The organism is Streptococcus sp. CF8_Ac1-9 (assembly GCF_024295565.1).
In the GTDB taxonomy this organism is placed as follows: Bacteria; Bacillota; Bacilli; order Lactobacillales; family Streptococcaceae; genus Streptococcus; species Streptococcus parasanguinis_X.
Genome location: NZ_JANCOY010000002.1, coordinates 22,102 through 36,112, shown reverse-complemented (window position 1 = coordinate 36,112; position 14,011 = coordinate 22,102). Strand labels below are relative to the sequence as shown.

The 14,011-nt window shown below is 44.5% G+C and carries 4 protein-coding genes; all 4 read right to left on the bottom strand.

Going from position 1 to position 14,011, the window contains the following annotated elements:
- Positions 1-116 precede the first annotated feature (116 nt).
- The 4 genes from NML76_RS03660 to NML76_RS03645 all read right to left on the bottom strand — a co-directional run bounded on the left by NML76_RS03660 (position 117) and on the right by NML76_RS03645 (position 13,835).
- A complete protein-coding gene (locus NML76_RS03660; RefSeq protein WP_070594465.1) occupies positions 117-1,121 on the bottom strand; it encodes a sugar transferase in 1,005 nt (334 codons plus the stop codon).
- A 187-nt stretch (positions 1,122-1,308) separates the two neighbouring features.
- Positions 1,309-5,424, bottom strand: a complete 4,116-nt coding sequence (locus NML76_RS10260; protein WP_254732724.1) for an LPXTG cell wall anchor domain-containing protein — start codon at positions 5,422-5,424, stop codon at positions 1,309-1,311.
- Between the two features lie 39 nt (positions 5,425-5,463).
- Positions 5,464-6,114 (bottom strand): accessory Sec-dependent serine-rich glycoprotein adhesin, encoded by a 651-nt coding sequence (locus NML76_RS03650; RefSeq protein ID WP_254732722.1) that lies wholly within the window; start codon positions 6,112-6,114, stop codon positions 5,464-5,466.
- Positions 6,115-6,311: 197 nt separating this feature from the next.
- Positions 6,312-13,835 (bottom strand): accessory Sec-dependent serine-rich glycoprotein adhesin, encoded by a 7,524-nt coding sequence (locus tag NML76_RS03645; protein WP_254732974.1) that lies wholly within the window; start codon positions 13,833-13,835, stop codon positions 6,312-6,314.
- Positions 13,836-14,011 lie beyond the last annotated feature (176 nt).

The following is a 14,011-nucleotide window of genomic DNA, read 5'->3' as shown; positions in this document are numbered from 1 at the left end:
CTTTTCCAAACTCATTTGTCACTAATATTTGATAATATTTCAAATTCCCCATTTGGTACCGTATTCAACAAAAAATCCTTCAGATGTTTATCTGAAGAATCTGGTTTACTTGGACATTATTCTCCTAAAGCCATGATGGTATCGACGAATAATTTCTTTGTAAAATAGCCATTGCGGATCAAATAAGAAGTATAGTGAGCCTTTTGGACCATTTGGGCATACGCTTCTTCTGTGCAGTCTTGAACCAGACGATTAGCTTCTTCAAGACTGGATGCTACAAAGCCAAGCCCTTTTTCTCGAATATAGTCTGCATTTGACAAATAGTCTGGCACGACTACCGGAAGACCTGCGGATAAGTAAGTCGATAATTTGTAGGAAATATTTTCTTTGTAGTAATCTCGCTCATCCTCGGGGTTCTCTGAATTTCCCCAGACCAGCCCAAACCCCCCCTTAGAAAGCTCCAAAAGCAACTCTTGCTTAGTTCGCCACCCTTCAATATGGACCTTGGAATAATCAACTCCTTCAACTGGTTCGGTATAAACATGAAGGGGTGTATCATATTTCCAGTCGATGATATGTGGGAAACGTGAAGGATTTCCTGAGAAGATCAGTTTTTTCTCAAATTGCGGAGTATAGAGGTCCAAACTATGGGTCAAATCCCACAACTTTTGGACCACATATTTTTTCACTGTGAGTCCTTCTGATACTAGACGATGGTACATTTGCTCTGACGGAACAACGACCAGATCACTCTGATTGTACATGTCGATATAGTTGGGCATTAGGTAATAATTGCTCTCAAACATGAGTGGTGGAACATCATGGATAAACATGACCAGCTTGGTTTGAAGGAGTTTTAACTTATCAACCAAACGGCGGTCCCACTCAATTCCATTCCAAGAAGGAGATTGAACGAAGACAATATCCCCAAAAGCAACGCCTGCTAAAATCCCATCCATTCGCGAGTTCAATTCGCTAGCTGGTTCATTGCTATGATCATAAAAGTAGATCCCTAATTCATTAACCCCAAGTTCACGAACGACATTCATAATATCGTTTTGTGCCATCAGGGCAACACTTTTCGAAGATTGCCCAAATAGATTTGTAAAATGGATTTTCATCTCTTTCCTCTGACTCTTCTTTTTTAATCCCATATTTTCTGAAGATATGAAGGCAAACAGAGCTTTTCACAAAGTAACCTTTTTCATATCCCTCAACGAAAACTTCCTCATTCATTATAACATATTTCCCAACTTCTTAGACATTCTAGATCAATAAAAGACCGGTTCATTCCGGTCTTTTAAGGTTTTATTTGCCATCTTTTTTCCGAATTCCTAAAAGGGCTAATCCAGACAGAAGAATGGAAGCTCCTGTAGCAAGAATATTAGATGAAGGATGGGCACCTGTCTCTGGAAGAGCAGGTCCTGAAGAACGTGTCGCACTTAGCGAGCTTGCATCTGATGGAGATTCTGAGTAAGAGGTGTCTAACGAAGACACGACAGACTCCGAAGAACTTGTCACAGCAGAGAAACTTGACGCATAAGACACACTGATCCATTCAGAAATTTCCTGCGATAAGGATTGACTCTCTGTTGATGATGCGCTTATAGAATCTGAAACACTCGTCAAAGGAAATTCAGATACTGGCATGGACGTTGAAGCCGATTCGCTTGCTGAAAGGAGCGAAGTTGATTGGCTATAGGAGTCTGATTTTGAAACAGATGTTGATGCTAGAGATTCTGAATGGGATGTCCATTGTGAAGCAGATAGACTCTCAGAAACGGATCGAGAGAACGATCCAGACTCTGAAACCTGCGATGCAGCTACGACATGAGAAGTTGAAGCCGATTCGCTTGTCGAAGCAGAAGCTTGAACTAATGAATCTGATTGACTTGCTGAGACTGATTCTTGTACCAGCGAGTCTGATTGGCTAGCTGAAACCGACGCTTGTACTAAGGAGTCGGATTGACTGGCCGAAACGGATGCTTGGGCCAACGAATTTGATTCACTTGCCGAAACGGATGCTTGGGCCAAGGAGTCAGATTGACTTGAAGAAACTGATTCTTGAACCAAGGATTCAGATTGACTTGCTGAAACGGATGCTTGAATCAGCGAGTATGATTGGCTAGCTGAGACCGGGGCCTGAACCAAGGATTCTGACTGACTCGCGGAAACTGACTCTTGGACCAACGACTCGGATTGACTTGCTGAAACGGATGCTTGGGTCAAAGATTCGGATCGACTAGTTGAGATCGACTCTTGGACTAGCGAATCGGATTGACTCGCTGAAACGGAGTCCTGAATCAACGAGTCGGACTGACTAGTAGAAACGGACGCTTGAACCAAAGACTCGGATTGACTAGTTGAGATCGACTCTTGGATTAGCGATTCTGATTCACTTGCTGAAACGGATGCTTGGGCCAAGGAGTCGGATTGAATTGCCGAAACGGATTCTTGAACCAAGGAATCTGACTGACTCAACGAAACGGATTCTGACAGCTTTTTGCTCATCGAAATAGATTGTGACAAGGAAATCAGTTGAGAAACCACTTCCTCCGATCCAACCGCCGATGTTGACTGCGATTGAGACACAGAAATTGATCTAGATACTAAATTAGATAAGGATACCGACTGACTCAACGAAACAGATTTCGAGGCTTTTTCAGACTCACTCTTAGATGCTGATGCTGCTTTTGATTGTGAGTCGGATTGACTCGCTGAAATCGACTCTTGAACCAGCGACTCAGATTGGCTTGAAGAAACTGATTCTTGAACCAACGAATCAGACTGGCTGGCCGAAACGGATTCCTGAAGCAAAGACTCTGACTGACTTACTGAAACCGACGATTGAACCAAGGATTCTGATTGGCTAGACGATACAGATGCCTGAACCAGCGAGTCTGATTGACTCGCAGAAACTGATTCTTTAACCAGCGAATCGGACTGGCTGGCCGATACAGATGTCTGAACCAAGGAATCTGACTGACTGGCGGATACAGATTCCTGAACCAACGAATCAGACTGGCTGGCAGATACGGATTCACGAATCAAGGAATCTGACTGACTCGCTGATACAGATTCTTTAATCAAGGAATCTGATTGACTTGCAGATACGGAGGCTTGTACCAGTGACTCTGACTGACTAGCTGAAACTGACTCTCGAACCAAGGATTCTGATTGACTGGCAGAAACTGATTCTTTAACCAGTGACTCTGATTGGCTAGCGGAGACTGAGGCTTGAATCAACGAGTCTGATTGACTGGCTGAAATCGACTCTTGAACTAGCGAATCTGATTTACTCGCTGAAATGGACTCTTGAATCAACGACTCTGACTGACTGGCGGAAACTGATGCTTGAATCAAGGACTCTGACTGGCTTGCTGAAACCGACGATTGAACCAACGAGTCTGATTGACTAGCAGAAACTGAGGCTTGAACCAAGGAGTCTGACTGACTGGCGGATACAGATTCTTTAACAAGCGAATCGGACTGACTGGCAGAAACTGATGCTTGAATCAACGACTCAGACTGGCTTGCTGAAACCGACGATTGAACTAACGAATCCGATTGACTTGCTGAAACCGACTCTTGGACTAGAGCCTCCGACTGACTAGTGGAGATCGATTCCTGAACCAACGAGTTGGATTCGCTTGTCGATACAGATTGTGACAAGGAAATCGAGGTTGAAACCTGTGAATCTGATTGACTGGCGGAGCTAGATGCTTGTGACAAGGAAACGGACTCACTGACCGAAACAGATTGAGAAGATGAAATGGATTCTGAAACTAGTGACTCTGAAGTTAAAATCGAGAAGTTTTGAGATTGTGAAGTAGATTCTGACGGTGTCATCTTCCGATAGTAATAATTCACACTCGTTAAGGGGTATGAATCTACTATTTTTTTGATCGTTTGTTTGAAGTTGGAAAAACCATCTGCTCCTTGAGGTGTTGCATCTTCTCCAACGACCATGGTCGTATTTTTATCGAGGTAGGCCGATTTTGGAAGTTCCGTGAATGGTTTTGGAACAGTATATTCTATTCCTGTTTTCTCATCAGTGTATGTAACTGTCTCCTTACTAGAGAACCAACCTGTAATATCCAACTCAAAATGTTGGTAATCTATTCGTTTTGGTGTGACATTTAGGAAGTAGTCCTTGTTTTTACTTTCAACTTTACGAGTTCCACCTAAATCTGAAAGGTTATCCGTATTATCTTGTTTAAATTCTTTTTCATAAACAAGTGTATATACATCGGTTACCTTAGCATTTCCTACATCACCACTACTAACATCATGTATTTTAGAAGGATCTAAAACATAGTAGCGAAGAGAATAATCACCATTTTGATTAAGGGTGACAACTTCACTTTTAATGAAATGCTCACGCGCATCCCCTAATAGTTCAATTCTTGATTTCCCATTCTTACTATTATCGAACACCCCACTTTTACGATTCGGGAACACGGTGTGCGCTGGGACCTGTACATAACCAGGAAATTCGCGTGGATTGGAAGCTGTATAATGCTGGCCTTCCAATCCGTAGATTCTATACTCTAGTAAGGATCTTTCTTTCCCCGTTGGTTCATATTGCCCATTAAACCATCTACCATTCGGGTCCACTTCTCTATAGAAGGTCGATTGTTGTCCCATCATAGATGGAATTTTGATACTAGGATACGTCCTAATCAATTGCCCTTGATTCTCAGGCGTCATGACATCATAAATACTCCGGAATAAGAAAGCCTGTTCCGGAATAAAATTCGTCAGCATTCCAAAGGTCCCATTACCTGTAGAAGGTTCCGAATTAAAAACCTTGTTCCCAAGGGGAGCCTGACCAATTAGTACTTCTTTTGGTAATTGAATATCTTGGCCATATCCTTCTGGAGATACAGTTTGTGAAAAAATTTCAGCCCCATCTGATTTTCGGACAATGCGGAAATAAACATCCATTGCCTTATGCTTTTCCGGATCTATCTCACTGATATCAATCGACATAGTCGCATAGTAACCAAGTGACTCTCCTTGTTTATTCACAAAGTCCCAAATACCAAATGTATAACGATTGGTGTAGGGTTCACCTAAAAAATTTTTCAACTCTTCAGGCGAAAATCTTAAGAGATCTTTATCTAGATGAGGATCCTTAGCATATCCTGGTGTGTCAAGTGTAGGATCTTCTACACTCGCACCATTGGGATCTTCTGGGTTCGGGGTCATATCCAATACATCATCAGCCAAGTATGTTTCCTCAGCTAGAGGAGCCAACTGAGCAGAGATCGCAGGTTTCCCATCTATATTCGTATTTCCCACAAAACCTGCAGCTGTCAAGGTCGTCATCATCTCATCGACAGCTTTCTCCAAGCGATCGCGCTGGTCAGCATAAGCTTGCGCACTGGCATTGGTGTGGATCAAGTTATTGCTTGCAGCCACTTCGGCCTGCACTTTGTTAATGACCGCTTCGACCACTGCTCAGCGATCGGTGTCCGTCATTTTAGATGCGTAATTCCCTGCAATTTCTTGAAGCAATTCAGCTTCAGAGGTATTTTGTTCTAAAACAGTGGCTTCTTCTAAACTAGTCGGCTCTTCAATACCTGCTTCTGACTCTAGAGCTTGAGCAGACTCGCTAAGTGCCGTTGATAATGCAGTTGATCCAACTTCGCTTAAGGACAAAGAGGTGGATTCACTGATCGAAGCAGACGCACTCTCAGATGTAGAAAAACTAGTTGATTCTGAAACAGAGATGGATTTTGAAGGCTGACTTGAAGTTTTCGCTAAGACCACACTATCCACTTCTGCCAAGGTTTCCTCTTTTGTCTCGGAAACCGTTGGTGCAAGTGATGTTACATCCTCCGCCTTAGCAGTCGTAGCAAGCACAGCACCACCAAAAACAGTCCCTACCGTAATCAAACCTTTTAAGAAGGCTTGGTTATGCTTATGACTTTCTATTTGATCTTGCTGCACGTTGGCAATGATGGTCTCCTCCACTTGCCCACGCACCACGCGAAAGAGGCCTAGAGCAGCTGTTGATGCTCGAAGCCAATTTTTTCCTGATTTAATTAATTTGAAGCGTACGACACGATCTGTTTCACGAAAGTTTCCTTTTGAACGCTTAAATTGCATGATATTCCCCTTACATTGTAGTCATTATTCATTATACAGCAATACTACGTAGATTCAAGTAATTTGCTACAAAAAACTTATATATTATCGTTTAATTTTCAAATTTTTTTGTAACACATTAAAAACACCTCATTCTACTAGAAAAAAAGTGAATCTCCTATGAGATTCACTCGAAAAAAATGATATTTCCTACTAGATCAGTTCCCCTTCTTTTTACGTCGGGTAAGTCCAGCAATTCCAGCTAACCCTGTAACTACCCCAAGAAGAGCTGATGTTACAGATCCTGTTTCGCCAGTATTTGGAAGCACCACAGACTGGCTGTGTTTTTGTGATCCACTTGCTGATTCGGATGCAGACAATGACTCTGAATGAGAAATTGATTGGCTCATTGAGTTAGAGTATGAACCGCTACCAGATGTTGATCCTGATTGTGATTGACTCACTGAAACTGAAGTACTTACTGATGTTGAAGTTGATTCAGGGGCAGAGGTACTCAATGATGCTGACTCAGATGCAGATACTGATGTCGAAACTGAAACCGAAGTAGAGACTGACTGGCTTTCTGATACTGAACTGCTCAACGATGCTGACAATGACTCAGAGGCTGATGCTAATTCAGAAGTAGAGACAGATTCAGAGGCTGAAACCGACTCAGACGCTGAAGTTGATTCTAATGTTGAAACCGACTCAGAGGCTGACAATGATTCAGAGACTAACTGACTTTCTGATACTGAAGTGCTCAACGATGCTGACAATGATTCTGATGTCGAGATTGATTCAGACGTTGATGCTAATTCAGAGGCTGACGCTGATTCGGACGTTGAAACTGATTCTGAAGTAGATACCGATTCAGAGGCTGATACTGACTCGGAGGTTGATACCGATTCAGATGTTGAGACTGATTCAGACGTTGATACTGATTCAGAAGTTGACACTGACTCAGATGCAGATGCTGATTCGGACGTAGACGCCGACTCTGATGTCGAAACTAAAACTGAAGTAGATGCCGATTCTGATGCAGACACTGACTCAGAGGTAGAAACTGACTCAGAGGTTGAGACCGATTCAGACGTTGAAACTGATTCAGACGTTGAGACTGACTCTGACGTCGAGACTGACTCTGACGTCGAGACCGATTCAGACGCTGAGACTGATTCGGATGTTGACACTGATTCAGATGTAGATACTGATTCAGACGTTGAAACTGATTCAGACGTTGAAACTGATTCAGACGTTGAAACTGATTCAGATGTAGATACTGATTCTGATGTAGATACTGATTCTGAGGCTGATACTGATTCAGACGTTGAAACTGATTCTGAAGTAGATACCGATTCAGATGCTGAAACTGACTCAGACGCTGACACTGATTCGGACGTTGAAACTGATTCAGACGTCGATGAAGAATCAGACGTTGAAACTGATTCGGATGCTGAGACCGACTCAGAGGTTGAGACTGATTCGGATGCTGAGACCGACTCAGAGGTTGAGACTGATACGGATGCTGAGACCGACTCAGAGGTTGAGACTGATTCGGATGCTGAGACCGACTCAGAGGTTGAGACTGATTCGGATGCTGAGACCGACTCAGAGGTTGAGACTGATTCGGATGTTGATACTGACTCAGACGCTGACACTGATTCGGACGTTGAAACTGACTCCGATGTCGATGCTGACTCAGATACAGATACTGACATCGAAACTGAAACCGAAGTAGAGACTGACTGGCTTTCTGATACTGAATTGCTCAACGATGCTGACAATGATTCTGATGTCGAGATTGATTCAGACGTTGAAAGTGATTCAGAAGTAGACACTGATTCAGACGTTGAGGCTGACTCAGACGCAGAAGTTGATTCCGATGTTGAAACCGACTCAGAGGCTGACAATGATTCAGAGACTGAAACTGACTCAGATGTTGAGACTGAAACTGAAGTAGAAACTGACTGACTTTCTGATACTGAAGTGCTCAACGATGCTGACAATGATTCTGATGTCGAGATTGATTCTGATACAGAAACCGATTCAGACGTTGAAACTGATTCGGACTCTGAGACTGATTCTGATGTTGAAACTGATTCAGAAGCAGAGGCTGATTCTGATGCTGATACCGACTCAGATTCAGAGGCTGACGCTGATTCGGACGTAGATACTGACTCAGAGACTGAGACTGACTCAGATGTCGAGACTGATTCAGAGGTTGAAACTGACTCAGACGCTGATACTGATTCGGACGTTGAAACTGATTCGGAAGTTGATGCCGATTCAGAAGTCGAGACTGATTCGGACGTTGAAACCGACTCAGACGCTGACACTGATTCAGACGTTGAAATTGACTGACTTTCTGATACTGACTCGGATTCTGAAACTGATTCTGATGTTGAGACTGACTCAGACGTCGATACCGATTCAGAGGTTGAGACTGATTCTGATGTAGAGGCCGACTCAGAGGCTGATGCTGACTCAGATACAGAAACTGATTCAGACGTTGACACTGATTCTGATACAGAAACCGACTCGGACGTAGACACTGATTCGGATACAGAAACCGATGCAGACGCTGAGACTGATTCAGACGTTGAAACCAACTCAGAGGCTGAAATTGACTCGGATGTTGATACTGATTCAGAGGCTGAAACCGACTCAGACGTAGAGGCCGACTCAGAGGCTGAAACCGACTCAGACGTAGAGGCCGACTCAGAGACTGATGCTGACTCAGAGGCTGACGCTGACTCAGACGCTGATTCAGAAGTTGACGCTGACTCGGACGCAGAGGCTGATTCAGAGACTGAGAATGATTCTGATGTTGAAACTGACTCAGACGCTGAAACTGATTCAGAGGTTGAGACAGACTCGGATGCAGAAACCGACTTAGATGCAGAAACTGATTCGGATGTCGATTCCGATTCAGACGTAGACACTGATTCAGATACAGAAACCGACTCGGATGTTGATACTGACTCGGACGTTGAAACTGACTCAGACGTTGATACTGATTCGGATGTCGAGAGTGATTCAGAAGCAGATGCAGATTCGGATGTTGATACTGACTCAGACGCAGAAGCTGATTCGGATGTTGATACTGACTCAGACACAGAAGCTGATTCGGATGTTGATGCCGATTCGGATGCAGATGCAGATGCCGATTCTGAGGTCGACACTGATTTGGATGTTGAAACCGACTCAGACGCTGAAACTGATTCAGAGGTTGAGACAGACTCGGATGCAGAAACCGACTCAGATGTAGAAACTGATTCTGAGGTTGAAACCGATTCGGATGCTGATGTTGATTCGGACGTTGAGACCGACTCAGAGGCTGAAACTAACTCAGAGGCTGACGCTGATTCAGAGGCTGACGCTGACTCAGATGCAGAAACTGATTCTGATGTAGATGCCGATTCGGACGTTGAAACTGACTCTGAAGCCGATATTGATTCAGACGTTGAAACTGACTCGGACGTTGAGACTGATTCGGATGTTGACACTGATTCTGATGCAGATGCAGATGCCGATTCTGAGGTCGACACTGATTTGGATGTTGAAACCGACTCAGAGGCTGAAATTGACTCGGATATTGAGACAGACTCGGATGCAGAAACCGACTCGGATATTGAAACTGATTCGGATGCTGATACTGACTCAGAGGTTGAGGCTGATTCGGATGTTGACACCGACTCAGACGTAGATACTGATTCAGAGGTTGATGCTGACTCGGACTTAGACACCGATTCTGAGGTAGACACCGATTCTGAGGTTAACGCTGACTCAGACGTCGAGACTGACTCAGAGGTCGAGACTGATTCAGAAGCAGAGGCTGATTCAGAAGTTGACACTGACTCAGACGCAGAAGCTGATTCGGATGTTGACACTGACTCAGATGTAGATACCGACTCAGACGTCGAGACTGACTCAGATGTAGACACTGATTCTGACGTTGACACTGATTCCGACGCTGAGACTGACTCGGAATCTGATGCTGACTCAGAGGTTGATGCTGATTCAGAAGTTGACGCTGACTCGGACGCAGAGGCTGATTCAGAAGTTGACGCTGACTCGGACGCAGAGGCTGATTCTGACATTGAAACCGACTCTGAAGTCGAAACTGACACTGAAGCAGAGACTGACTGACTTTCAGATACTGAGGTGCTCAACGATGCTGACAATGATTCAGAGGTCGAGATTGACTCAGACGTTGAGACTGATTCAGATACAGAAACTGACTCAGAGGTAGATGCCAACTCTGAGGTTGAAATTGACTCAGACGTAGATACAGATTCAGAGACTGAAACTGACTCAGAGGTCGAGACTGATTCTGAGGTTGACGCTGACTCAGACGTCGATGCCGACTCAGACGTCGATGCCGACTCAGACGTTGATACTGATTCTGACGTTGAAACCGACTCTGAGGTTGAGATTGATTCTGACGCTGACTCGGACACTGACACAGATTCAGACGCTGAGACTGACTCCGATGTTGATGCCGATTCAGAAGCAGACACTGATTCTGAGGCTGAAACTGACTCAGATGTAGAAACCGATTCGGATGTTGATACTGATTCTGATGTAGATGCTGACTCGGACGCTGAGACCGATTCAGAGGTTGATGCTGATTCAGAGGTTGATGCTGATTCTGAGGCTGAAACTGACTCAGAGGCTGATACTGATTCAGATACAGAAACAGACTCGGAAGTCGATACTGATTTGGAAGTCGACACCGACTCAGACGTTGAAACCGACACCGAAGTAGAGGCTGATTGACTCTCTAATACGGAAGTGCTCAACGATGCGGATTTTCTAGTGGACTCACTCAAAGATACTGATGCAGACTCAGATTGCGATTGGCTTACGGATTTTGAAGCAGACTCGCGAGTCGATTGACTTAGTGACTCTGATACCGACTGTGAAAGCGATGCTGATGCTGACTGACTCACTGAAACAGAGGCGCTCGTTGAAGCGGATGTCGAACTTGAGACAGACTGGCTAACCACCTTGGATACACTCGCCGATACCGAAGCAGACTGCAAGGCACTGACACTTGCAGAAGCTGATTCAGAAACCTTCTCAGATTCAGATTTTCTTGTCGATACAGATTGACTCGTTGAAGCGGATTGAGATTGAGAAATCTCCTTGCTCAACGATTGACTGCGAGATAGACTTGCTTGAGCTGAAACACTTGCCGACGCTGATTGGCTCAATGAAACTGACAAACTTTGCGAGCGGACCGAACTCAGTGACTGGCTTAATGAAACGCTCTGCTGAGCCGATACGCTCTGTGATTGCTTCGCACTTAAAGACTGACTGATCGATTGCGAAGTCTTCGCAGATGCACTCTGACTGTTTGATACAGACTGACTGTGATCGCTATCTGACAGTTTCACCGCTACGACATTGGTCGTACTATCTTTATAAGTAATGGTGACTGTACCATCACTATTAACCGTATAGGACTTAATCCGGTTAGCTACCTCTGGGTTGACTGCCGATACAGCTGCAATCACCTTGCTCTTATCTGCATCTGTCAATGCAGTTAGACTCGTCACCTGAATAGTGCTTGTCGGCGCCACACCTGGCGTACGATCAGCGAGACGCCCTTGGGTAATCCGAATCTCACCCAAACCGTTTGGACGGTTCATATTGGAGGCATTGTCAATAGCCGCGACGTTGCGTTGCCATGTATTTCGGTAGGTATGGTAAAGATCATCCTTCAAATGAATGGTCGTTGTGATGGTTGCAGGGTTCGCACTGGTAGCCGTAATATCACCCGTGATAGGAGCAATATCACCCGTTCCATACTGGCTGCCACCAAAGAAATTCCCGTTCAAGGCATTGTCATTCAAATCGGCTCTTGCAACGACTTTCATTTCTTTCAACTTGCCACTGTCATCAGTAGCTGTAAAGGTAACTACCGCATCATCACCAGCGTAAATAGTATAATTCTTCCCACCACCTTCAAGAGGGGTTGATTTCGGTTCCACACCATTGACGGTCAACTTAGCCGTCACTTCAGGACGCGTTCCGTCAGTTACAGCCACGGAATTACTGGCATCGGAATACACCGCATAATCACCATACATGATGCGAGCTTTGGCTGTTACACCACCCGTTTGCAAGGGAGCATTCGGTGTTAAGATCGCTTGTCCAGAAGCATCCGCTACTGCTGTTCCGATTTCATCATCATTGTTATACAAGACAACGGTCGATCCAGGCTCAGCACCGGTCACTGTTACAGGCGTTTGGGTGTAGGCTTTCTCCAGCAAGCGTGTCTCCACCGTTGGTGCTGCAAGTCGCTTCACTGGAGCCGTCACATCATTTGTAGTGTTATCTTTATAGGTAATGGTCACCACACCAGATGATGAAACGGAATAAGATTTAAAGTCCTTTGAAGTCGCAATATTTGGATTAGTAGCTTTAAACGCTTCCCAAACCTTATCTTTTTCAGCCTGGGCCAAGTTAGTAGTATCATTAACAAAAGTCGCTGTCGTCACAGCCGTAATCGGATTACGAATACCATCATTTTGCGGCAAGACCTGGATTCGTAGCGTACGTGTCACTGACTGCTTAGCCGTATTCGTCACTACAAAAGAAAGATTATAAATTTTTCCAGGCGTTACGACTTCTGTCTGGCCAACAGTTCCCATAATATTAAATGCTACTGCACTATTTCTTAGTGCCGACGTCTGAGGAAAATTGATGCCATTCACACGATCACTACCAGAAGCGTAGCCAAGGCTTTTAATACTATTTCGTGTAGGAATGGTTTCAACAACATTATAAGCCTGATTGATGTAGTCAGAGTTATAAACAGAAATCAAGGCATTGTTAGCCGGACCTAAATTATACTGGGGTGCACGGAGGCTGGTATCTGTGTCAATACGGTTCCCATTTCGAGGGTCGCGCTGACCAGATGTCGCGCGCAGCACCGCGTTGACCAAACGATTCCGAGCGGTTTTTGCTTGACTTTCCACGGCATCGATTTGAATTGCCGGATTGGACAAACCTACACGAATAGCCTCCAAAGCCAGATCTCCATTTTCAATAGCAGTTTCTGTCCCAGGGATTTCCAGAGCCTGTGCCCGATAGGTATATAAATCCAAAGCTAAGACTTGCAGACGCTTCACCTGGTCTTCCGAGCGAGTGGTCTGAGCCACTACTTCTTTCTCGCTCGTTTCAGGAGTAGCTACATGAATAGTATTATTCTCTGAGAGAGTGCTACTAGCAATTTCTGAAGTAGACGGACTCGCTGAACCACTGACAAGATGAGATTCACTCAAAGACACCGATTGAGACAGAGAAAGGCTGTCACTAGCTGACTCTGAAAATGAGATAGATTCACTTATAGATTGACTGGCTGACACAGAATCTGAGTTTGACGTCGTCCCCAAGACAAGACTATCCGAACCCGCTACACCGGTCGACGGGCTGATTTCTGATCCAACAGTCACATTCATTTCATTTTCCTCAGCAAATACTGGATTGGCAACCGTTGTCGCTCCAGCCAGCGCCCCTAGCACAACCATCCCTTTGACCAGATCAGCAGGCATAGAGTGTGATGATGCTTCATATTGAACCACGATATTTTCATCCACACCACCTCGCAGGACGCGAAATAGGCCTAACCGCGAGACAGATGCCCGTACCCAATTCTTTCCTGATTTGATTAATTTATAACGTGTGATTCGCTCCGTTTCGCGAAAATCACCCTTCGAACGTTTAAAAAACATGTCCGCTCCTTAAAAATAAGATATCGAGTTATTATACACTAATTTTCCCCAAAAGTAACTAATTAAGACTAGTTTTTAACATAAAAAACAGCACACAAAAAGAGAACCCGGAGGTTCTCTTTTTGGATCCTTTTTCATTTCCCACATACCTGAAATGACCGAATCAAATTAGGGTA